Here is a 22,145-nt window from a genome sequence, read left to right as displayed (position 1 = left end):
GAGGGCGGCCCGGTTGATCCGCGGGGGCGATCCGTGCAGATGCCGTGGCGATGCGCGTGGACCTGTTCGATTTCGACCTGCCCGAGGCCCTGATCGCCCTGCGCCCGGTCGTGCCGCGGGACGCGGCGCGGCTCCTCGTGGTGCGCCCGGGCGAGGCGCCCGCCGACGCGGCGGTGCGCGACCTGCCGGGCCTGCTGCGGCCGGGCGACGCCCTCGTCTTCAACGACACCCGGGTGATCCCGGCCCGCCTGCACGGCCTGCGCACCCGCGGCGATGATCCCGGCGTACGCATCGAGGCGATGCTGCACCGGCGCGAGGCGCCCGACCGCTGGCGCGCCTTCGCGCGGCCGGGCAAGCGGCTGCGGGTCGGCGACCGGGTGCGGTTCGGGGCGGGCCCGGAGGGCACCGCCTGCGATCTCGGCCACCTCGACGCGACGGTGGCGGAGCGCGGGGACGGAGGCGAGGTCGCCCTCGCGTTCGACCTCGCGGGGGCCTATCTCGACGAGGCGGTGGCCCGGCTCGGGGAAGTGCCGCTGCCGCCCTACATCGCCGGGCGCCGCCCCGCCGACGCGCGGGACGCGGCCGACTACCAGACGGTCTTCGCCCGCGAGCCCGGCGCGGTGGCGGCCCCGACCGCCGGCCTGCACTTCACCCCCGACCTCCTGGCGCGGCTCGACGCGGCGGGGCTCGCGCAGGTGCGCGTCACGCTCCATGTCGGGGCCGGCACCTTCCTGCCCGTGAAGGCCGAGGACACCGCGGAGCACCGCATGCACGCCGAGTTCGGCGAGATCACGCCGGAGGCCGCCGCCCGGCTCAACGGCGTGCGCCGGGCGGGCGGGCGGATCGTGGCCGTGGGCACCACGGCCCTGCGCCTGCTCGAATCCGCGGCCGATCCCGACGGGACGATCCGGCCCTTCGCGGGCACCACCGCGATCTTCATCACCCCCGGCCACCGCTTCCGGGCGGTGGACGTGCTGATGACGAACTTCCACCTGCCGCGCTCGACCCTGTTCATGCTGGTCTCGGCCTTCGCCGGGCTCGACGCGATGCGGGCCGCCTACGCGCAGGCCATCGCGCGCGGCTACCGCTTCTACTCCTACGGCGATTCGAGCCTGCTCTTCCGGGCGGAGACCTGATGACGGACCATTTCCGCTTCACCGTCGCGGCGACCGACGGCGTCGCCCGCACGGGCGAGATCCGCATGCCGCGGGGCGTCATCCGCACCCCGGCCTTCATGCCGGTGGGCACGGCGGGCACCGTCAAGGCGATGTACCCCGAGCAGGTGAAGGCGCTCGGGGCCGACGTGGTGCTGGGCAACACCTACCACCTGATGCTGCGCCCGGGGGCGGAGCGCATGGCGCGCCTGGGGGGCCTGCACGCCTTCATGCAGTGGCCCTACCCGATCCTCACCGATTCGGGCGGGTTCCAGGTCATGTCCCTGTCGGCGCTGCGCAAGCTCGACGAGCGGGGCGTCACCTTCCGCTCCCACATCGACGGCACCGCCCACGCGCTGACGCCCGAGCGCTCGATCGAGATCCAGGGCCTGCTCGGCGCGGACATCCAGATGCAGCTCGACGAGTGCGTGCGCCTGCCGGCCGAGCGGGAGGCGATCGCGCGGGCCATGCACCTGTCGCTGCGCTGGGCCGAGCGCTGCCGCACGGCCTTCGGCGAGCAGCCGGGCCGGGCGCTGTTCGGCATCGTGCAGGGCGGCGACGTGCCGGCGCTGCGGGCCGAGAGCGCGCGGGCGCTGGTCGACCTCGACCTCAAGGGCTACGCCATCGGCGGCCTCGCGGTGGGCGAGCCGCAGGCCACCATGCTCGCCATGATCGAGGCCACCGAGCCGCACCTGCCGGTGGGCAAGCCGCGCTACCTCATGGGCGTCGGCACCCCCGACGACATCGTGCAGGCGGTGAGCCGCGGCATCGACATGTTCGACTGCGTGATGCCGACCCGGGCCGGGCGCCACGGCATGGTCTACACCCGCTTCGGCCGCATGAACCTGCGCAACGCGCGCTTCGCCGAGGACAATACGCCCCTCGACCCGGAATCCGCCTGCCCGGCCGCGCATCTCTACACCAAGGCCTACCTCCACCACCTCGTGCGGGCGGGCGAGATCTTAGGCATGATGCTGCTCACCTGGAACAACCTGTCCTACTACCAGGACCTGATGGCGGGCCTGCGCCGCGCCATCGCGGCCGGGCGCCTGCAGGACTTCATCGGCGAGACCCGCGAGGGCTGGGCGCGGGCCGAGCGGGACCGGGCCGGACGCGATCCGGAGGGGCCGGCCGGGGCGTGACCAATCCGTAATGTTCGGGCCACGGGCCGGTCAGGCGCACTCCCCGAGAGTGGCCCCATCGACCGGCCGCGCTCGCGGCCCTCGCATCCCGGAGGATCGTTCGTCCATGACACAGCCCGTTCCCGCGTCCCGCTTCCATCGCAAGGCCCTGGCTTCCGTCGCGGCCGTGACGCTCGTGGCGACGGGTGCCCTCGGCACCGCCTTCCTGCCGCCGAGCACGCCCGCCCTGGCCCAGGCCCTGCCGCAGACGCCGATCACCGTGCCCGACCACCCGCCCGGCAGCTTCGCGCCGGTGGTCAACCGGGTGAAGCCCGCGGTGGTCTCCGTGAAGGTGACGCTGCGCGACGACGCCTCGGACGACGAGGGCCTGAGCGGCCGCAGCGTGCCGCCGCAGCTGCGCGAGTTCTTCCGCCGCTTCGGCGAGGAGGGCACGCCCCAGCGCCCGCGCGACCGCGGCCGCGCCGCGCAAGGCTCGGGCTTCTTCGTCTCGGCCGACGGCTACGTCGTCACCAACAACCACGTGGTCGAGAAGGCCAAGGCCATCGAGGTCACCCTCGACGACGGCCGCACGCTCGACGCCAAGCTCGTCGGCACCGATCCCAAGACCGACCTCGCGCTCCTGAAGGTCACCGAGGGCGGCAGCTTCCCGTACGTGAAGCTCGCCCACGGCGCGCCGCAGGTCGGCGACTGGGTGGTGGCGATCGGCAACCCGTTCGGCTTGGGGGGCACGGTGACGGCCGGCATCGTCTCGGCCCGCGGCCGCGACATCGGGGCGGGCCCCTACGACGACTTCCTGCAGATCGACGCGCCGATCAACAAGGGCAATTCGGGCGGTCCGACCTTCAACGTCACGGGCGAGGTCGTGGGCGTGAACACCGCCATCGCCTCGCCGTCGGGCGGCAACGTGGGGCTGGCCTTCGCGATCCCCTCCGAGACCGTGCAGGCGGTGGTCGATCAGCTGCGCACCGACGGCAAGGTCGCCCGCGGCTATCTCGGCCTCCAGATCCAGCCGGTGACGAAGGACATCGCCGAGAGCCTGGGTCTCGACAAGCCGAAGGGCGCGCTGGTGACGAGCACGCAGGACGGCACGCCGGCCGCCAAGGCCGGGCTGAAGTCCGGCGACGTGGTCCAACTCGTCAACGGCGAGCCCGTCACCGACGCCCGCGAGCTGTCGCGCAAGATCGCCTCCATGAAGCCCGGCAGCAAGGTCGAGCTGACCTACCTGCGGGGGGCCAAGCGCGACGTGGCGACCGTCGAACTCGGCACGCTGCCGAACGACACCAAGGTCGCCTCCCGCGAGGAGCGCGGCAGCCGGCGCGGCGACGCCCAGCCGCGGCTGGGCCTCGGGCTCGCCCCCGCCGACGCGGTGGGCGCCGGCGGCGAGGGGGTCGCGGTGGTGAGCGTCGATCCCGACGGCCCGGCGGCCGCCAAGGGCATCGAGGCGGGCGACGTCATCCTCGACGTCGGCGGCCAGCCGGTCTCCTCGGTGGCGGACGTGGCGAGCCGCATCCGCAGCGCCGAGAGCGACGGCCGCAAGGCGGTGCTGATGCGCGTCAAGAGCGACAAGGGCGTGCGCTTCGTGGCGATCTCGCTCCAGACCAAGAACGGCTGAGCGCGCTCGCCCCGCAACGCCCTGCCGACGCCGGCCCCGCGCGGGGCCGGCGTTCGCGCGCCGGCCTCACTGCCGGCACAGGACCGCGAGGCGCCGGCCCGCCACCCGGCCGCGCGCGCTGCCGTCCGTCAGCAGGCGGTCGCCCTCCAGCCGCACCTGCGCGGCGTTCTCCAGGAGCGTGTAGCGCAGGCGCGCGACCGGCAGCCCGTACTGCCCGGCCCAGAGCCTCAGCGCGGCGCAGAAGGTCCGGATGCCATCCGGGCCGGGGCGCAGCGTGTCGAGGAGCGGCGCCACGCTCGGCGCCCCGAAGGCCGTGCTGCGAAAACCCCCGAGCAGTCCCGGACGCCCCTCCGCTACCGTGAAGGCGGCCCGCGATTCGACCCCGAGCGCGCCCGCGCGGTCGGGCGGGCTCACGGCGAGCGACAGGGCGAGGGGCTGGTCGGCCAGCACCACGAGCGCGCGGTCGGGCGCCTGCGCGAGGTCGACGCGCACGCGCCGGTAGCCGTTCGGATCAAGGGGCGGCGCGCCCGCCGCAGCCCGCGGCGCGGTGTAGCGCAGCCCGACCACGTCGAGCCACGCCGCCGAGCCCGAGACGCGGTCGGGATGGGCGGTGGCGCCGAGGAGAAGCGCGCGCTGCGTCTCCCGCTCGCCCGCGACGTCCGGGGTCGCGATCCCGTCGGACAGGGCCGGACGCAGGGCCGGCGGTGCCGGCTCAGGCGGCGCCGGCGGTGGCGCGGGCCGCGCGGGCTCCGGCTCGGGCGGCGGGGCCGTCCGGCAGGGCGGGCAGGCTTCTCGGGGGGCGACCACCGGCGCGGGCTCCGGCTCGATCCGGTGAGCGCGGAGGCCGACGCGCGGGTCGAGAAGCAGGATCATCACGAGCGGGCTCGCCACCGCGGCGAGCGCCGCCGCCCCGACCACGCCCTGGAGGATCCTGTTCAGCACGCCACTCCCCGCCGATCCCGAGCGGATGATGCGCGATCTGGCCTCCGGGCGGGCTCCGCGGCAACGACGCAGGCGCATCGTCCTGGGGATAGCGGGGATGGGCGGGTCACGCCGATCCGGGGCTCACCCTGGAGCAGGAGCCGATCGCGCTGTGATCGCCCCCACTCTTAAGTCTTTGATAGCGTCACGCTTTCTGCGGCGAACCGGTGGCCGCTCCGTCGGACGATGCTCTAAGCCGCGGCATCGAGGTGCCGATCGGTCCGTCCCACGACGAGGAAGGTGGGGGTCTCGCCGATGCCCTTCAGGTCTTTCGGCCCGTCGTCGCGCACGATGTAGCGGGACCGGATGACGTCGGCGGTCTGCCCGTCCACCAAGATGCCGTTCGGCGGGGCTGCGCCTTCGAGGCGGCTCGCGAGATTGACGTGCAAGCCCCAGGTGTCGAACACGGGGCGCGCCACGCCGATCACGCCGCTGATGACGCTGCCGGTCGCGAAGCCGAAGCGCATCGACACGTCGACGCCGGCCTCCCGGCTCAGCCGGCTGACCGCATCGCGCGCCTCCAGGGCGAACTCCGCGATCGCAAAAACGTCCTTGTCGGCCGCGTCACCCACGCCCACGGCGGCCATGTAGGCGTCTCCGACCGTCTTGATCTTCTCGACCCCGTGCTTGGCCGCGAGCTCGTCCAACGTCGAGAACAGCCTGTTCAACATATCGACGACGAACTCAGGCTTCTGCCTTGCCGTCAACTGTGTAAATCCGACGATGTCCCCGAAGATCACTGTGACGGGAGCGCTCAAGTCGGCGATCCGTCGCTCGCCGGACCGGATCCGCGCCAGGATCGACGAGGGCAGGATCTCGCGCAGGATCGCGTCCAGCTTGCCCCGCTCGCTGTCCAGGTTGCTCCGCAGAACGAAGTTGCGGCGCGCCAGCAGTTCGATCGTGAAATTCAGCACCAAGCCGATCGCGACGGAATACATCAACACGGAATTGGTATAGGTGAACGCGTTCGCACCCGCCGACCTGGCATACAGCGCGACATTGACGAAAATGACCTGCAACAAGCAGCACATTACGGCACTGACAAACAACATTCTCACCGCACAACAGGCGTATAAGAGCGTAAAAACGACTCCGCTGATGTATACATCGAAGGATCTCTCCGCGAAATACATGACGATGGCGATCGCGATCCCACTCGGGATCCAGAACAGCGGGACCAGCAGGAACAGGTATTGTCTGACGAACGGGATCGTGAAGCCGGGAACCGCCAGGGCGCACGAAACGATGATGTAGATGTGGTAGATCGCCAGCATGTTGAATTCATCTCGGAACGCCAACCAATCCGAAACGAATAGAAGCACATGCAATATACATGTAACCGTCAATGCATACTTCAGAGATGTGATTGTCTCTTCGGTGTAATACGCCCTAAATTTCTCCTCATCGGAAATATCGAACCACGGAAAGAACAGACGATTCGTTAAACTGAGCATTTTTCGACTCAAGACTATCTTGTTCCGGCCGCAGCCTATCATTCCTCCTCGGGGCGCACCACGGACCCGCATCCGGCTGCGCGCGAACCTGATGCCGGGCGGCAGCGCGGATCGCGCAGGGCGGCGCACCCGTGAGCACCCGGGTGCGGCTCACTCGTGCGGCTTGGCAGGGAGCCGGCCGCACCAGCATACTCCGCTCATGTGCCTTGCCATGTGCCTTGCCATGCGCCTTGCCATGCGCCTCGCCCTCGCCGCCCTTCTCCTCCTCGGCTCCGCAGCCGGCGCGCGGGCCGACGCCTGCGCGCGCCTCACCGGGCGCTTCGTGACGACGACCGGGGCCGCGATCGCCGGGCGCAGCGGCAGCGTGGTGGCGTTCGGGGCGGCGGATGCCGACCTGATGCTGCTCGATTGCGCGGCCCCCCGGCGGGTCGTCCTGCGCTCGCGCTTCGCCGAGCCGAACCGCTACACCTTCGTGCTGATCGGGCTCGCCGCCCGGGCGCTCACCGGCGCGCGGGCGGAGGAGGCGGAGGCGCTGGCCCTGCGGCTCCACCGCGAGGCCCGTCTCACCGGCACCGACCAGGCCGGTCAGGCGGGGCGGGCCGAGATCCTGTGCGGGGCCCGGGCCGCGGGCGAGTTCCTGACGAGTTGCCTCGTGCGGGCGGCACCCCCCCATGCGCTCAGGCGCCTATCAGGGCTCCGGCAAACGCGTTAACCCTCGCCGTCATGTCGAATGCTCGCGCTCGCGCCTCGCGCGCTCCGGCCGGTCGCGCGTGACCGCCTCCACCTCGCCCACGCGGCTCATCGTGGTCCTGGCCGCGGGCGGCTTCGCCAGCACCTTCGCGGGGCGCGTGGCCGAACCGCTCGTCGGGGTGCTCGCCCGCGACTTCGCCACCAGCCCGGCGACCGTGGCGCTGCTCTCCACCGCCTTCGCGCTGCCCTACGCGCTGATCCAGCCCGTGCTCGGGCCGGTCGGCGACGCGCTCGGCAAGGAGCGGGTGGTCGTCACCTGCCTCGGCATCCTGATGCTGGCGCTCCTCCTCAGCCCGATCACCTCCGACATCCGGGTGCTCTTCGCCCTGCGCATGCTCGCGGGCGCGGCGGCCGGCGGGGTGATCCCGCTCGCGCTCGCCATGATGGGCGACCGCATCCCGATGGACCGGCGCCAGGTCGCGATCGGGCGCTTCCTCGTCGCGGTGATCCTCGGGCAGCTCGCCGGCTCCACCGTGTCAGGCCTGATCGAGGCGCAGATCGGCTGGCGCGGGGTGTTCGTGCTCTCCGCCGCCATCGCGGCGGCCGGCGCGGTCGCGGTGCTCGCGGGCTTCTCGGGCAGCCTGCGGGTCCGGGGGGGCCGCTTCGCGGTCGGCCCGGCGCTCGCGCGCTATCGGGCGATCCTCGGCAATCCCCGCGCGCGGGTGCTGTTCGCGGCGGTGTTCGTCGAGGCGATCGCGGTGTTCGGAATCTTCCCGCACCTCGCCCACCTGATCGAGGCCCGCGGCGAGGGCGGCCCGCGCGAGGCGGGGCTGGTGCTCGCCGGCTTCGCGGCGGGGGGCCTGCTCTACTCGCTCAGCGTCGGCCTGCTCCTGCGCTTCCTCGGACAGACCCGGATGCTGATGGCCGGGGGCGCGGTCTCGGGGGGCGCCCTGATGATGGTCGGCCTCGCGGGCGCGTGGCAGCTCGACGCGCTGGCGCTGGTGGCGCTGGGCCTCGGCTTCTACATGCTCCACAACACCTACCAAGTGCAGGTCACCGAGGTGGCGCCGGAGGCCCGCGCCTCAGCGGTGGCGCTGCACGCCTTCTCGTTCTTCTGCGGGCAGGCGCTGGGAGTCGCGGTGCTCGGCCTCGGGCTCGAGACGCTGGGCCAGTTCGGCGCGCTGGCGCTCTGCGCCGTCGCCATCCTGATCCTCGGTCTCGTCACCGCGCGCCGCCTCGCCCAGCCAGTCCGGCGCGTGCAACTGCCCTAGCGGGTCCAGCTCGGTGAACGGAGAATGAATGACAAAGCCGGCCCCTCCACTTCCGGACGGGCCGGAACCTGCCTTGGAACTTCCGGCGCCCTCGCGTGTTGACTTGCCTGAATTGTTTCACATGCGAGGAGATTTCATGCGCAAGCTCGCGATCATGTCCGCCGCCGCGCTGTCGCTCGGCACGATGATGACGATGTCGGCCCCGGCCGAGGCCCGGCCCGGCTACCGCGGCGGCTACGGCCACGGCTATCACGGCGGCCCCTATGCCCGCGGCTACGGCTATCGCGGCGGCCGGCGCGGCATCTCGACGGGTGCGGCCGTGGGCCTCGGCATCGCGGGCCTGGCGGCCGGCGCCATCGCGGCCGATGCGGCGCGCCGCAACGGGTACGGCTACGGCTACGGGGCGCCGGCCTACCGCGCCCCGGCCTACGGCTACTACGACTACGATTACTGAGCCGCGCGGCAGCGCGATCGGGCGGCCGGGGCGAGCCCCCGGCCGCCTTTTTCATGTCCGTTAGCGGGCGCGGTAGGGCGGCACGCCCTGGTCGGGCAGCCAGAGGGAGGCGGGCGGCGCGCCGGTCTGCCAGAAGACGTCGATCGGAATGCCGCCGCGCGGGTACCAGTAGCCGCCGATGCGCAGATAGCGGGGTTCGAGCAGCCCCGCGAGGCGCTTGCCGATCGCGACCGTGCAATCCTCGTGGAAGGCGCCGTGATCGCGAAAGCTGTGCAGGTAGAGCTTGAGCGACTTCGATTCCACCAGCCAGCGGTCGGGCAGGTAGTCGATCACCAGGATGGCGAAGTCGGGCTGGCCCGTGACCGGGCACAGCGAGGTGAATTCCGGCGCCGTGAAGCGGGCGAGGTAGTCCGTGTCCGGGTGCGGGTTCGGCACGCGGTCGAGCTGCGCCTCCTCGGGCGAGCGGGGCAGGGCGGCGGGCCGCCCGAGCTGCAGGGTCTCGTCAGGGGTCTCGTCGGTCATGCGCCCGATATAGGGGCGAGGGGCTGCTGCGCGCTACGGCCCGCTCCGTGCCCGGCGGTCCGACCGGCCTGCCTGACCTTGGGGTGCTTGGAGGTGCTTGGAGGTGCTTGCCGCGCGCGGCGTCTTGGCGGATAAGCCCGGCCTGACGACGGCCGCCTGCCGGAGAGAGCGACCTCATGACCGCGATCACCAACATCGCCGCCCGCCAGATCCTCGACAGCCGGGGCAATCCGACCGTGGAGGTCGACGTCCTCTTGGAGGACGGCTCCTTCGGCCGCGCCGCCGTGCCCTCGGGCGCCTCGACGGGTGCGCACGAGGCGGTGGAGCTGCGCGACGGCGACAAGGCGAAGTTCGGCGGCAAGGGCGTCCTCAAGGCGGTCGCTTCCGTCAACGGCGAGATCCTCGACGCCATCGGCGGCATGGACGCGGAGGATCAGGTCGCGGTCGACGAGGCGATGATCGAGCTCGACGGCACGCCCAACAAGGCCCGGCTCGGCGCCAACGCGATCCTGGGCGTCTCGCTCGCCGTCGCCAAGGCCGCCGCGGAAGCCTCCGGCCTGCCGCTCTACCGCTACGTCGGCGGCACCCAGGCCCGCATCCTGCCGGTGCCGATGATGAACATCATCAACGGCGGCGCGCACGCGGACAACCCGATCGACTTCCAGGAATTCATGATCATGCCGGTGGGCGCCGCCTCGCTCGCCGAGGCGGTGCGCATGGGCGCGGAGGTCTTCCAGACCCTCAAGGGCGCCCTCAAGAAGGCCGGCCACAACACCAACGTGGGCGACGAGGGGGGTTTTGCCCCCAACCTCCCCTCGGCCGAGGCCGCCCTCGACTTCGTGATGGAGTCGGTCCGCGCCGCCGGCTACGAGCCGGGCCGGGACATCGTGCTGGCGCTCGACTGCGCGGCCACCGAGTTCTTCAAGAACGGCGCCTACGTGTACGAGGGCGAGGGCCAGACCCGCGACCCGGCGGCCCAGGCCGCCTACCTCGCCAAGCTGGTCGACGCCTACCCGATCCTCTCGATCGAGGACGGGATGGCCGAGGACGACTGGGACGGCTGGAAGGCGCTGACCGACGCGGTCGGCGCGCGCTGCCAGCTGGTGGGCGACGACCTGTTCGTGACGAACGTGGCGCGGCTCTCGGAGGGCATCACCAAGGGCACGGCGAACTCGATCCTGGTCAAGGTCAACCAGATCGGCTCGCTCACCGAGACGCTCGCGGCCGTCGATATGGCGCACCGGGCCGGCTACACCGCGGTGATGTCGCACCGCTCCGGCGAGACCGAGGACGCGACCATCGCGGACCTCGCGGTCGCGACGAATTGCGGGCAGATCAAGACCGGCTCGCTCGCCCGCTCCGACCGGCTCGCCAAGTACAACCAGCTCATCCGCATCGAGGAGGGCCTGGGCCCGCAGGCGCGCTACGCCGGGCGCGCGGCGCTCAAGGCCTGAGGCGTCGGCGCGGAGGACAACGCCCCGGAGGGCACCGCCCTCCGCGGGGCGCGTCACGCGTCGCAGGCCGCCTCCGGGCGGTCCTTGTCGGGGCGCCGCCACGTCCGGAGCGGCGCGAACACGACCACGTTGCCGGCCAGGACCGCCGCGACGCCGAGCGCCGCCAGGGGCGTCACCCGGTAGCCCTCGGCGAAGACCGAGATCGTCAGGGCGACGACCGGGAAGAGCACGGTCATGTAGGCGGCCTTCTCGGGTCCGATCCGCTGCACCACCGTCAGGTAGGCGGTGAAGCCGATCACCGAGCCGGGAACCGCCAGGTAGAGGAGCGAGCCGACATAGGCCGGCGACGGGTCGAATCCGAACGGCACGCCGCGGACGAGGGCGACCGTCCCGACCAGGGCGGCCCCGTAGAGCATCCCGTAGGCGTTCACCGTGGCGACCGCGAGCCCGTGCCGCTGGTTGCGGGCCGAGACGAGGTTCCCGGCCGAGAAGAACCACGTGCCGAGGAGCGCGAGGCCGAGGCCCACCGCGGTGTCTCGGTCGAGCGCGGTGCCGGCGAGCGTGTCCCGGAACAGGCAGGCGATCCCGGCAAGCCCGATCAGCACGCCGGCGAGGACGCGGGCGGACGGGCGGCGGCGGTGAAACAGGTAGGCGTTGGCGATGGCGAAGACCGTCGCCGCCGAGAAAACGACCGAGACGATCCCGCTCGGGACGGAGCAGGCGGCGAGGTAGAAGCAGGCGAAGTTGCAGGAGAACAGGCAGAGCGCCTGGAGCAGCACGAAGGGCTGCTGCCGCCACGGGATCGGCTGGAGCCGTCCGGTGAGGCCGAGCGCGCAGAGCAGGACGGCGCCGGCGAGCGCGAAGCGGTAGACGATCGAGGCCTCGAAGGCGACGGGGCCGACTTGGAGCGTGATGGCGATCCACGTCGTGCCCCAGATGAGCACGGTCAGGGCGTAGAGGAGGGCGGTCACGGTCCGGGGCTCCCGATCGGGCTGGCTGAACCCCGTGATAGGTCGGCGCCGTGCCGCCGGCTCGTCCGTTTCCGGCGGCGGCGTTGCACGTTCTTGGGGTTTTCGCCTCGCAGGCCGCCGCACCCGTTGCCGGCGGCCGGACCCGGCCCCTACGCTGCGCCCCCCACCGATCCGCGCGCAGAATGACCGAGCCGCCCCCCGACGTCCGCGATGCCCTGGCCCGCACCGGTGCGGCGCTCCTGCGCGCGGGCACGGCCGGCCGCGGGCTGTCGCTCGCCGAATGGCACAACCGCGACAACCGCGCCCGCTACGACCGCCCGGACCACCACACCCTGAGCCTCTACCTCGAAGGCGGCGAGAGGGTGGTGCGCGAGGACGGCGCCCTGTCGGGCGGCGGGCCGGACAAGCTCTGCCTGCTGCCCGCCGGTCACGAGAGCCGGTGGCTGATCGGCGGTCGCCTGCGGCTGTTCCACCTCTACGTCGCGCCCGAGACCCTCGCCTCTCAGGCGGTGAGCGCCCTCGACGTCGATCCAAGCGGCATCCATCTGCGCGAGCTGACCTTCGCGGACGATCCCGCCACGGCGATGCTGGTGCGCGGCGGCGTGCTGCCCCTCGACTGGGCGGCGGGCGCCGACCGGATGGCCCTGAACGCGGCCTGCCACCTCCTGCTCCACGCCCTCCTGCGGCGCCACATCGGCCCTCCCGGGGCGCGGGCCGTGCGGGGCGGCCTCTCCCCGACCGTCCGGCGCCGCGTCGCGGAGCTGATCGAGGCACGCCTCGGCGAGGCCCTCACCCTCGAAGCGCTCGCGGACGAGGCCGGCCTCAGCACCTTCCACTTCGCCAAGATGTTCAAGGCCAGCCTCGGCGTGGCGCCGCACCGCTACGTGACCGAGCGGCGGATCGCCCGCGCCAAGGACCTGCTGGCGGAGGGGCGGACGAGCCTCGCCGAGATCGCCCTGGCCTGCGGCTTCGCCTCGCAGAGCCATTTCACCCGCCGCTTCAAGCAGGCGGCCGGCCTCACGCCCGCCGCGTGGCGGGGGGCCTCCTGATGCCTGCCCCGGCCCGCGCGGCATCCCCCCTTGAGGCTTCCTTAACCATCCCCCCGTAGCGTGGCGGGCATGGTCGTCCGTCGTCGCACCCGTGCCATCCTGCTGCCGCTCGGCCTCTACGCCGCCTCGGTGCTGGCCGTCGGCTACTTCCTGAACGAGGCGGAGAACGGCAACCGCGGCCTCGAAGCCAAGCGGGCGCTGAAGATCCAGGCCTACGGCCTCCAGCAGGAGCTCGACGCCGCCAGGGCCGACCGGGCCGAGTGGGAGCGGCGCGTCGCCCTCCTGCGCAGCGACCAGATCGACCGCGACCTCCTGGAGGAGCGCGCCCGCATCGTGCTCGGGCGCGTCCACCCCAACGAGGTCGTCATCATCACGCCCTGACGTGCGCCGTCCGGCGCCCCGCAGGGCCACTCCGGCCCGCAAGCCCTCGCCTTCCGGCATCGGCTGCCCTAGAAGCTGTTGGACCAAGGTCGCACAGCCGGGAGGGCGCCGATGGATGCCGCGAACGAGGCCCGCCAGGACGAGAAGGGCGCATCGGGCAAGGGCGCCTCGCCCAAATCCCCGCCGTCCAAGGCCGCCGCGGCCAAACCGTCCGACACGGCCTCCAACGCACCCCAGTTCACCCGCGAGGAGGACCAGCACGCCTACCGCGAGATGCTGCTGATCCGCCGCTTCGAGGAGAAAGCCGGCCAGCTCTACGGCATGGGCCTGATCGGCGGCTTCTGCCACCTCTACATCGGCCAGGAGGCCGTGGTGATCGGGGTGCAGATGGCCTCGAAGGACGGTGATCAGGTCATCACCGGCTACCGCGACCACGGCCACATGCTGGCCTGCGGCATGGATCCCAAGGGGGTGATGGCCGAGCTGACCGGCCGCCGCGGCGGGTATTCCCGCGGCAAGGGCGGCTCGATGCACATGTTCTCCCGCGAGAAGAATTTTTACGGCGGCCACGGCATCGTCGGCGCCCAGGTCTCGCTCGGCACCGGCATCGGCTTCGCCAACAAGTACCGCGGCGACGGGGCGGTGAGCCTCACCTACATGGGCGACGGCGCGGCCAACCAGGGCCAGGTCTACGAGAGCTTCAACATGGCGCAGCTGTGGAAGCTGCCCGTGGTCTACGTGATCGAGAACAACCGCTACGCCATGGGCACCTCGGTGACCCGAGCCTCGGCGCAGACCGATTTCTCGAAGCGCGGCATCTCCTTCGGCATCCCGGGCGAGCAGGTGGACGGCATGGACGTGCGCGCCGTGCGCGAGGCGGCCGCGCGCGCCATCGCGCATGCCCGCGACGGCGAGGGGCCCTACATCCTGGAGATGCAGACCTACCGCTACCGCGGCCACTCGATGTCCGACCCGGCCAAGTACCGCACCAAGGACGAGGTCGCCCGGATGCGCGAGGAATCCGACCCGATCGAGCAGGTGCGCAAGCGCCTGCTCGGCCCCCACAAGGTCCCGGAGGACGAGATCAAGGCGATCGACGCCAAGGTCCGCGAGATCGTCAACGAGTCGGCGGAGTTCGCCACCAGCGATCCCGAGCCCGACCCGTCCGAGCTGTGGACCGACGTCCTGCTCGAACCCGCCCGCGCCTGACCCTCTGGCCCTCACCTCGGATCGACAGAAGCACCCATGGCGACCGACATCCTGATGCCCGCCCTCTCGCCCACCATGGAGCAGGGCAAGCTGGCGAAGTGGCTCAAGAAGGAAGGCGACCCGGTCAAGCCCGGCGACATCCTGGCGGAGATCGAGACCGACAAGGCGACCATGGAGGTCGAGGCCGTCGACGAGGGCGTGCTCGCCAAGATCCTGATCGCCGACGGCACCGACAACGTGGCGGTCAACACGCCCATCGCGGTGCTGGCCGGCGAGGGCGAGGACGTCTCGGCCGCCGCGGCCAAGCCGGATGGTGGCAAGGCCGACGGAGCCAAGCCGAACGGCGCCGCCAGGCCCGAAGGCCAGCCCGCGCCGGCCCCCGACATGAAGACGGAAGGGCAGGCCGAGAAGGCTGCTCCCGCCGCCAAGACCTCCGAGGACAAGCCGGTCGCCCCCGCGGCGCCCGCGGTGATCACCAACCGCAGCGCCGACCGGGCGATGGCCGAGATCCCGGAGGGCACCGAGATGGTAACCCAGACGGTGCGCGAGGCCCTGCGCGATGCCATGGCCGAGGAGATGCGCCGGGACGAAGCCGTCTTCGTGATGGGCGAGGAGGTGGCCGAGTACCAGGGCGCCTACAAGATCACGCAGGGCCTGCTGCAGGAGTTCGGGGCGCGGCGCGTCGTCGACACGCCGATCACCGAGCACGGCTTCGCGGGCGTGGGCGTGGGCGCGGCCTTCACGGGGCTCAGGCCCATCGTCGAGTTCATGACCTTCAACTTCGCCATGCAGGCGATCGACCAGATCATCAACTCGGCGGCCAAGACCCTCTACATGTCGGGCGGCCAGCTCGGCTGCCCGATCGTGTTTCGCGGTCCCAACGGCGCGGCGGCGCGCGTCGCGGCCCAGCACAGCCACGACTACGCGGCGTGGTACTCCAACGTGCCGGGCCTCAAGGTGGTGATGCCCTACACCGCCTCCGACGCGAAGGGCCTGCTCAAGAGCGCCATCCGCGATCCCAACCCGGTGATCTTCCTCGAGAACGAGATCCTGTACGGGCAGTCCTTCCCGGTGCCGAAGGGCGACGATTTCACGGTGCCGATCGGCAAGGCGAAGGTCCACCGCGAGGGCCGGGACGTCACGCTCGTGTCCTTCGGCATCGGCATGACCTACGCGCTGAAGGCCGCCCACGAGCTCGCCGAGGCGGGGATCGACGCCGAGGTGATCGACCTGCGCACCATCCGGCCGATGGATTCCGAGACGATCGTGGAATCGGTCAGGAAGACCGGCCGCTGCGTCACCGTGGAGGAGGGGTTTCCGCAATCGGGCGTCGGGGCCGAAATCGCCGCGCGCCTGATGGTCGACGCCTTCGACTACCTCGACGCGCCGGTGCTGCGCATCACCGGCAAGGACGTGCCGATGCCCTACGCGGCGAACCTGGAAAAACTCGCCCTGCCGACCGTCGCCGAGGTGATCGAGGCGGCCAAGGCCGTCTGCTACCGGTAGGCCGATGGCGGACGACGCGACGCAATTCGAGGCCCTGTCGGTTCCGCCCGATGCCGTCGAGCACGGCGGGATCGAGGTGCTGCGCGCCGCGGTGGTGGACGGGGCGGTGAGCTTCGCGCTGCGCCGCTCCTTCGACGACCCGGCCACCTGGGGCCGCCTGCTGATCGACCTCGCCCGGCAGGCGGCCCGGGTCTACGCCCGCGAGACGGAGATGTCGGAGGAAGAAGCCTTCGCGCGCATCCGCGCCGGGATGGAGGCCGAGAGCCTCGATCCGGATCACCTCAACTGACGGGCCGCGCCATGGCCGAGGCCGCCCCGCGACGCGCCACCTACGCCGACCTCGAAGCCGTGCCCGAGCCCCTCGTCGCGGAGATCGTCGACGGGGTGCTGGAGACGCATCCGCGGCCGCGGCCACGGCATGGGGCCGCGGCGATGGAGCTGGCGACCGAACTGGGGCCGCCCTTCGGCCGCGGGCGCGGCGGCCCCGGCGGCTGGATCTTCATGATCGAGCCCGAACTTCACCTCGGCCCGCAGGTCGTGGTGCCCGATCTCGCCGGCTGGCGCCGCCCGCGGCTGCCGGTCGAGCCGCAGACCGCCTTCATCGAGACGCCGCCGGACTGGGTCTGCGAGATCCTCTCGCCCTCGACGGTCCGGCTCGACCGCGGGCCGAAGCGCCGCATCTACGCGGAGGCGGGCGTCGGCCATCTCTGGCTGCTCGACCCCTCCGACGGCGTGCTCGAAGGCTTCGCGCTCACCGGCGGTCATTGGCTGCTGGTGGGCACCATTCAACGCGGCGAGACGGTCGCCCTGTCGCCCTTCGACGCCGTCCCGTTCCCGCTCGACACCCTTTTTCCCCTCGACGACCCGGCCGCTCCGGCCCCGCCCGAGACCTGACACATGCCGATCAACGTGCTGATGCCCGCCCTCTCGCCCACGATGGAGAAGGGCAACCTCGCCAAGTGGCTCAAGAAGGAGGGAGATGCGGTCAAGGCCGGCGACGTGCTGGCCGAGATCGAGACCGACAAGGCGACCATGGAGGTCGAGGCGGTCGACGAGGGCGTGCTCGCCAGGATCGTGGTGCCGGAGGGCACCGCGGACGTGCCGGTGAACGACCTGATCGCGCTGATCGCCGAGGAGGGCGAGGACCCGAAGAGCGTCGGCGCCGGCGACGGGGCCAAGCCCGAATCGTCCAAAGCCGAGACGCCCAAGGCCGAGGCATCCAAACCCGCGGTGGGAACGGACGAAGCGGACCGCACGCCCGGCGGCGGCACGATGGCGTATGCCCGGGTGAACGAGGCGCCGGACGCCGCCAAACCCGACGCCGCCAAGCCGGAGGCCAGATCGGAGTCCAAGCCGAACGGCGCCACGCGCCCGGCCGCGGGCGGGCGGATCTTCGCCTCGCCGCTCGCGCGCCGCATCGCCAAGCAGGAGGGGATCGATCTTTCGGGCGTGACGGGCTCCGGCCCGCACGGCCGGGTGATCGAGCGCGACGTGCGCGCCACGCTCAAGGAGGGCGGCGCGAAGGCCCCCTCGGCCGTGCAAGAATCCCCTGTGCAAGAATCCCCCGCACCGAAGGCCCCGGCGGCGGGCCCGGACGCCCAGCCGGACAAGGCACCGCCGGCCAAGCCCGCCGGCGCCGCCCCGCCGCTCGGCCTCACCGCCAAGCAGGTGACGGGGATGTTCAAGCCCGGCACCTACGAGGAGGTGCCCCTCGACGGCATGCGCAAGACCATCGCCAAGCGCCTCACCGAGGCGATGCAGGTGGCGCCGCACTTCTATCTCACCGTCGATTGCGAGCTCGACGCTCTGATGGCCCTGCGTGAGCAGCTCAACGCCAGCGCCGCCAAGGACAAGGACGGCAAGCCGATCTTCAAGCTCTCGGTGAACGACTTCGTCATCAAGGCGATGGGGCTGGCGCTGATGCGGGTCCCGGCGGCCAACGCCGTCTGGGCCGAGGACCGGATCCTGCGCTTCGACAACGCCGAGGTCGGCGTCGCCGTGGCGATCGACGGCGGGCTGTTCACGCCCGTCATCCGCCAGGCCGACCGCAAGACGCTCTCGACGATCTCCAACGAGATGAAGGACTTCGCCGCCCGCGCCCGGGCCAAGAAGCTCAAGCCCGAGGAGTACCAGGGCGGCGTCACGTCCGTGTCCAATCTCGGCATGTTCGGCATCAAGCACTTCACGGCGGTGATCAATCCGCCGCAATCGACGATCCTGGCGGTCGGGGCGGGCGAGAAGCGCGTCGTCGTGAAGGACGGCGCCCCGGCGGTCGTGCAGATGATGACCTGCACCCTGTCCTGCGACCATCGGGTGCTGGACGGGGCGCTCGGCGCCGAACTGATCTCGGCCTTCAAGGGCCTGATCGAGAGCCCGATGGGGATGCTGGTGTGACGCGGCGGCGCGTCCGGCGCCCTCGTCCCAAAAAATTCCTCGTCGCCGGCGCACGCCGCCACGGAGCCCCCTGACGCATGTCCGACCCCTACGACGTCCTCATCATCGGCGCCGGCCCCGGCGGCTACGTGACGGCGATCCGCGCCGCGCAGCTCGGCTTCAGGACCGCGGTGGTGGACCGCGAGCATCTGGGCGGCATCTGCCTCAACTGGGGCTGCATCCCCACCAAGGCGCTGCTGCGCTCCGCCGAGATCTTCCACTACCTGCAGCATGCCAAGGATTACGGGCTCTCGGCCGAGAACGTGAGCTTCGACGCCGCGGCCATCGTCAAGCGCTCGCGGGGCGTGTCGGGGCGCCTCAACGGCGGCGTCGGCATGCTGCTCAAGAAGAACAAGGTCGACGTGATCTGGGGCGAGGCGCGCATCGCGGCGGCGCCCAAGGGCAGTGCGCCGGGCCGCGTCACGGTGGCGGAGACCCGACGCGCCGAGGCCCCGAAGGGGGCTAAGGGGCCGGGCGAGTACGCGGCCAAGCACATCGTCGTGGCGACGGGAGCGCGCCCGCGCGTCATCCCGGGGATCGAGCCGGACAAGGCGCGGATCTGGACCTACTACGAGGCGATGGTGCCGGAGGCGATGCCCAAAAGCCTGCTCGTCATGGGCTCGGGCGCCATCGGCATCGAGTTCGCCTCCTTCTACCGCACCATGGGCGCCGAGGTGACGGTGGTGGAGCTGCTGCCGCAGATCCTGCCGGTGGAGGATGCCGAGATCGCGGCCATCGCCCGCAAGCGGTTCGAGAAGCAGGGCATCCGGATCCTCACCGGCGCCAAGGTGACCAAGGTCGAGAAGGGCAAGGACGCCGTCACCGCGACGGTCGAGGCGGACGGCAAGACCCAGACGATCACCGCCGAAAAGCTGATCTCGGCGGTGGGCGTGGTCGGCAACATCGAGAATCTCGGGCTCGACGCGCTCGGGGTGACGGTCGAGCGCGGCATCGTGGCGACGGACGGGCTCGGGCGCACCTCCGTGCCGGGCATCTACGCGATCGGCGACGTGGCCGGCCCGCCGATGCTCGCCCACAAGGCCGAGCACGAGGGGGTGCTCTGCGTCGAGACCATCAAGGGCTTGCCCACCCACCCGATGGACAAGGGCAAGATCCCGGGCTGCACCTATTGCCAGCCGCAGATCGCCTCGGTGGGGCTGACCGAGGCCAAGGCGAAGGAGCAGGGCTTCGATGTCCGCGTCGGCCGCTTCCCCTTCATGGGCAACGGCAAGGCGATCGCGCTCGGCGAACCGGACGGCCTGATCAAGACGGTGTTCGACCGCAAGACCGGCCAGCTGCTGGGCGCCCACATGGTCGGGGCCGAGGTGACCGAGCTGATCCAGGGCTACGTGGTGGCGATGCAGCTGGAGACCACCGAGGAGGACCTGATGCACACGGTCTTCCCGCACCCGACCCTGTCGGAGATGATGCACGAGAGCGTGCTCGACGCGTATGGGCGGGTGATCCACGTGTGAGGCGGAAGGCGCCGAAAGCCCTGTCGGACCGATCCGTTGGCGGCACGAGGCGCACCGGTCAGGGGCGTGGGGTCAAGCCTCGGACGAGCCCGCTCTTGGTACGGCGCAGCGTGCCAGGAAAGCGTTCGAGGCCGTACGCATACCCTCGGGCGAGAGAGACCGGAGCCGCGCTGACGGGAACCGCGTGCCCGGGCACGATCACCCGGCAGACACCAAGCCGATACAGGCCGGTCAAACCCCAGACACGCAGGCCAGCCATCCTTCGGGGATCGAGAGTCGTCCAGGGAGTACGCGCCATGATGAAACGCATGATCGCCGGCACCATCCTCGCCGTCGTGACCAGCACGGCCTGCTTGGCCCAGGCCACCGGGGGACAAACGGACTCCCCGCCTTCGAGCCCTGGCGGTGACAATCCCCGCTCCGAGTGGTCGCGCCGTGGTCCGCCGGATGGCGACCGCGACGGCGGCTGGCGTGGGCGTCCGTTCATGGGTGGCGCGAGAGGCGCCAGGCTGCGCTTCTACCGCGGCGAAGTCGGCATGGACCTCAAGTGCGCGGGTGATGACAGCACGAAGGCGTGCGTGGACGCCCTCATGCCGCTCGTGGACAAGCTGCTCCAGGGCCGCTGACCGGTCGGTCTGCGCCGACCGGGACCGAGAGGCCCGCGCGGGCGAGGGCTCAGCAGGCGCTTTGGACGGAATGTGGGTGCTCGAAGCGGCGCCGGTCCCGCTCGTCATGGCCGCGCATGGACGCGAGCGACAGACCGGCTCCGAGGGCCGCCACGCTGCCTCCGAACGGCGCGGCCAGCAGTGCCACGAGGTATCCGTGAGACGCGGCGAGCACGGCCGTCGCAGTGCCGCCGCCGATCGCCGCTGCTGCGAGAAAGAGCATGAGATATCGCCTCGAGCGTCGTGCAGTATGGCAATCCAATCGACGAGCGGCCCGATTGGTTGCCATCTTCGAAGCGGGAGGAGAGGCGCGATACGCTCCGGCACGAAGCGGATCGGCCCTGAACCTTGAGGTATGCTCAGGCCGTGCCGCGTCGCTCCTCACTCGGCGATGGGTGCCCCTCCATCCCCACGCGATGAGCGGGCGACGACGGACGACGCAAAGATGCCGGGCTGCGAACCCGGGAGGATCGCCCCCGCACGATGCGGTTCGGACGACCGCCGCCGGAGCGGTCTCGGCTCATCCAAGGATCGGCTAATTCAAGCTGTGATCGCGGGGGGATGCGGCCCCTTCGGCGAGGTCCGCGGCTTCCCTGAGGTGCGCGCCACACTCCGCCGCCATGGCGGGGGAGAATTGCAGCATCAGCTCCGCGCCGCCCGGGATCCGCACGACCAGGATCGGAAGGCCCTTCTCGACCGACCGGCCAGTGGCCCATTCCTTCACCGGGAAGTGGCAATTGTCGATGGGCGTGCCCTCCGGCGGAGGATGGGGGCTGCTGCACACCGTGCCGACCGCCAGGAGGGCACGGCCGAGTTCGCTGGCCTGCCCCGCCGTCAGACCGATCGGAATCGTGCGATCGCCGGCGTGCACGTTCACGACCGGATCGCCGTCAGGGCCGACCTCGACGGTGAATCTGACCTGGGCCTGCATGGGCGCCTCAGATGTGGCCGGCCGACGCATCACGATCCGTGAAGTGTCGGCCCGAACCTTCGGCTTCTCTGTGGGGTGAAACAGACCAAGTCTGGACGGAGAGACTTGTCCTGTCCAGAGCGTGCGGAAGAACTCTTAGGGAGTAAGTCCAGGCCGCTGCGCACATCATCGAGGGGCGCCGGTGGCGGCTGCCTCGTCAAGACTGTCCCCCGGACCTGCGTCAGGATGCCCTGACGGCCCTGCTCGCGCCCCCACAGGAGCGAGGGCGACCTGCTTCCGCCCGGCATGACGCCGACGAGGTGGGCCGTGCTCTGGCCATGGGGTCCGCACGCGGGCGGCGCGCGCCTCCTCGCGCGGACGTGGGCCGTGTCACGGCCGCTTCGATCAGTTCGAGCGCACGGCGCGCGACCCGCCGACGGCTCGGTCCGGCGCCGTAACCTTGGCCGGAGTCGCGTGGAACCGGCCCGGCGCGCCATCGTTACTAAGCGGGTGCCATCGACGCATCAAGAAGATCTGGAGGAGCGAGATGGATAAGGATCGCGTGGAAGGTTCTGCCACGAATATCGGCGGCAAGATCAAGGAAGGCGCCGGCAAGATGACCGGTGACGAGAAGCTGAAGGGCGAGGGCATCGCCGATCAGGTGAAGGGCAGCATTCAGAACGCCGTCGGCAGCATCAAGGATGCCTTCAAGGGCAAGTGATCCCGGGCAAGTGATCCCGGGCAACTGATCCTGGGACAACTGATGCGAGACGCGTGAATCCGGGCGTGTGACGCCCCCTCTGGCGCCTCCC

The 22,145-nt window shown here is 71.3% G+C and carries 23 protein-coding genes; 17 read left to right on the top strand and 6 right to left on the bottom strand.

Translation table 11 applies throughout. The annotated features are described in order from the left end of the window. The first annotated feature begins 50 nt into the window (after positions 1–50). From queA to ACKUB9_RS14330, 3 genes are all read left to right on the top strand, one after another. Positions 51–1,136 (top strand): tRNA preQ1(34) S-adenosylmethionine ribosyltransferase-isomerase QueA, encoded by a 1,086-nt coding sequence (gene queA, locus ACKUB9_RS14340; RefSeq protein ID WP_407523144.1) that lies wholly within the window; start codon positions 51–53, stop codon positions 1,134–1,136. Next, positions 1,136–2,296, top strand: a complete 1,161-nt coding sequence (gene tgt, locus ACKUB9_RS14335) for a tRNA guanosine(34) transglycosylase Tgt (protein WP_407523078.1) — start codon at positions 1,136–1,138, stop codon at positions 2,294–2,296. Before queA ends, tgt begins: the two co-directional genes overlap by 1 nt. 106 nt (positions 2,297–2,402) lie before the next feature. After that, positions 2,403–3,908, top strand: coding sequence for a Do family serine endopeptidase (locus tag ACKUB9_RS14330; RefSeq protein ID WP_407523075.1), 1,506 nt, complete (start codon positions 2,403–2,405; stop codon positions 3,906–3,908). A gap of 66 nt (positions 3,909–3,974) precedes the next feature. On the opposite strand, the gene ACKUB9_RS14325 is transcribed toward ACKUB9_RS14330, so the two are convergent. Both ACKUB9_RS14325 and ACKUB9_RS14320 read right to left on the bottom strand, forming a co-directional pair. Beyond that, positions 3,975–4,850: a hypothetical protein gene (locus ACKUB9_RS14325; protein WP_407523072.1), complete on the bottom strand. Its 876-nt coding sequence runs from the start codon at positions 4,848–4,850 to the stop codon at positions 3,975–3,977. Positions 4,851–5,080: 230 nt separating this feature from the next. Beyond that, the gene (locus ACKUB9_RS14320; protein ID WP_407523069.1) at positions 5,081–6,163 is read right to left on the bottom strand and encodes an adenylate/guanylate cyclase domain-containing protein; all 1,083 of its coding nucleotides are present in this window, start codon (positions 6,161–6,163) and stop codon (positions 5,081–5,083) included. 403 nt (positions 6,164–6,566) lie between these two features. Here ACKUB9_RS14320 and ACKUB9_RS14315 point away from each other — a divergent pair, with 403 nt between their 5' ends. The 3 genes from ACKUB9_RS14315 to ACKUB9_RS14305 all read left to right on the top strand — a co-directional run bounded on the left by ACKUB9_RS14315 (position 6,567) and on the right by ACKUB9_RS14305 (position 8,758). After that, on the top strand, positions 6,567–7,055 hold the full coding sequence (locus ACKUB9_RS14315; RefSeq protein WP_407523066.1) for a hypothetical protein: 489 nt from the start codon (positions 6,567–6,569) through the stop codon (positions 7,053–7,055). A 58-nt stretch (positions 7,056–7,113) separates the two neighbouring features. Beyond that, entirely contained in the window at positions 7,114–8,304 is a 1,191-nt protein-coding gene (locus ACKUB9_RS14310) for an MFS transporter (protein WP_407523064.1), read from the top strand. Between the two features lie 136 nt (positions 8,305–8,440). Next, on the top strand, positions 8,441–8,758 hold the full coding sequence (locus ACKUB9_RS14305; protein ID WP_407523061.1) for a hypothetical protein: 318 nt from the start codon (positions 8,441–8,443) through the stop codon (positions 8,756–8,758). A 60-nt stretch (positions 8,759–8,818) separates the two neighbouring features. Here ACKUB9_RS14305 and queF read toward each other — a convergent pair whose 3' ends face one another. Beyond that, positions 8,819–9,280 carry a preQ(1) synthase gene (queF, locus tag ACKUB9_RS14300; protein WP_407523058.1) on the bottom strand — a complete coding sequence of 154 codons (462 nt, stop codon included), beginning with the start codon at positions 9,278–9,280 and terminating at the stop codon, positions 8,819–8,821. Between the two features lie 176 nt (positions 9,281–9,456). Between queF and eno the strand changes: the two genes are divergently transcribed. Beyond that, on the top strand, positions 9,457–10,734 hold the full coding sequence (gene eno / locus ACKUB9_RS14295) for a phosphopyruvate hydratase (protein WP_407523055.1): 1,278 nt from the start codon (positions 9,457–9,459) through the stop codon (positions 10,732–10,734). Positions 10,735–10,787: 53 nt separating this feature from the next. Here the strand turns inward: eno and ACKUB9_RS14290 are convergent, their stop codons facing one another. Beyond that, positions 10,788–11,705 (bottom strand): DMT family transporter, encoded by a 918-nt coding sequence (locus tag ACKUB9_RS14290; RefSeq protein WP_407523052.1) that lies wholly within the window; start codon positions 11,703–11,705, stop codon positions 10,788–10,790. Between the two features lie 182 nt (positions 11,706–11,887). Between ACKUB9_RS14290 and ACKUB9_RS14285 the strand changes: the two genes are divergently transcribed. The 9 genes from ACKUB9_RS14285 (at position 11,888) to ACKUB9_RS14245 (ending at position 20,384) form a co-directional block, all read left to right on the top strand. Next, positions 11,888–12,754 (top strand): helix-turn-helix transcriptional regulator, encoded by an 867-nt coding sequence (locus ACKUB9_RS14285; protein WP_407523049.1) that lies wholly within the window; start codon positions 11,888–11,890, stop codon positions 12,752–12,754. A gap of 69 nt (positions 12,755–12,823) precedes the next feature. Then, entirely contained in the window at positions 12,824–13,135 is a 312-nt protein-coding gene (locus ACKUB9_RS14280; protein WP_407523047.1) for an FtsB family cell division protein, read from the top strand. A gap of 111 nt (positions 13,136–13,246) precedes the next feature. Continuing rightward, positions 13,247–14,344 (top strand): pyruvate dehydrogenase (acetyl-transferring) E1 component subunit alpha, encoded by a 1,098-nt coding sequence (pdhA, locus tag ACKUB9_RS14275; protein ID WP_407523044.1) that lies wholly within the window; start codon positions 13,247–13,249, stop codon positions 14,342–14,344. Between the two features lie 36 nt (positions 14,345–14,380). Beyond that, on the top strand, positions 14,381–15,850 hold the full coding sequence (locus ACKUB9_RS14270) for a pyruvate dehydrogenase complex E1 component subunit beta (RefSeq protein WP_407523041.1): 1,470 nt from the start codon (positions 14,381–14,383) through the stop codon (positions 15,848–15,850). A gap of 4 nt (positions 15,851–15,854) precedes the next feature. Next, positions 15,855–16,139, top strand: a complete 285-nt coding sequence (locus tag ACKUB9_RS14265; protein WP_407523039.1) for a DUF5076 domain-containing protein — start codon at positions 15,855–15,857, stop codon at positions 16,137–16,139. Between the two features lie 11 nt (positions 16,140–16,150). Beyond that, the gene (locus tag ACKUB9_RS14260; RefSeq protein ID WP_407523037.1) at positions 16,151–16,744 is read left to right on the top strand and encodes a Uma2 family endonuclease; all 594 of its coding nucleotides are present in this window, start codon (positions 16,151–16,153) and stop codon (positions 16,742–16,744) included. Positions 16,745–16,747: 3 nt separating this feature from the next. After that, complete coding sequence (locus ACKUB9_RS14255; protein WP_407523034.1) at positions 16,748–18,244, top strand: pyruvate dehydrogenase complex dihydrolipoamide acetyltransferase; 1,497 nt, start codon at positions 16,748–16,750, stop codon at positions 18,242–18,244. 77 nt (positions 18,245–18,321) lie between these two features. Beyond that, positions 18,322–19,758: a dihydrolipoyl dehydrogenase gene (lpdA, locus tag ACKUB9_RS14250; RefSeq protein WP_407523032.1), complete on the top strand. Its 1,437-nt coding sequence runs from the start codon at positions 18,322–18,324 to the stop codon at positions 19,756–19,758. 296 nt (positions 19,759–20,054) lie between these two features. Next, a complete protein-coding gene (locus tag ACKUB9_RS14245; protein ID WP_407523029.1) occupies positions 20,055–20,384 on the top strand; it encodes a hypothetical protein in 330 nt (109 codons plus the stop codon). A 49-nt stretch (positions 20,385–20,433) separates the two neighbouring features. Here the strand turns inward: ACKUB9_RS14245 and ACKUB9_RS14240 are convergent, their stop codons facing one another. Continuing rightward, the gene (locus ACKUB9_RS14240; RefSeq protein ID WP_407523026.1) at positions 20,434–20,646 is read right to left on the bottom strand and encodes a hypothetical protein; all 213 of its coding nucleotides are present in this window, start codon (positions 20,644–20,646) and stop codon (positions 20,434–20,436) included. Positions 20,647–20,958: 312 nt separating this feature from the next. Then, positions 20,959–21,354, bottom strand: a complete 396-nt coding sequence (locus ACKUB9_RS14235) for a hypothetical protein (RefSeq protein ID WP_407523024.1) — start codon at positions 21,352–21,354, stop codon at positions 20,959–20,961. Positions 21,355–21,880: 526 nt separating this feature from the next. Between ACKUB9_RS14235 and ACKUB9_RS14230 the strand changes: the two genes are divergently transcribed. Beyond that, positions 21,881–22,054, top strand: a complete 174-nt coding sequence (locus ACKUB9_RS14230; RefSeq protein WP_407523021.1) for a CsbD family protein — start codon at positions 21,881–21,883, stop codon at positions 22,052–22,054. The last annotated feature ends 91 nt before the right edge of the window (positions 22,055–22,145 follow it).

It is taken from the genome of Methylobacterium oryzisoli, assembly GCF_046557895.1.
GTDB classification, from domain to species: Bacteria; Pseudomonadota; Alphaproteobacteria; order Rhizobiales; family Beijerinckiaceae; genus Methylobacterium; species Methylobacterium oryzisoli.
Note: the sequence above shows the minus strand (reverse complement) of the source record. Positions and strands in the feature narration are given on the sequence as shown.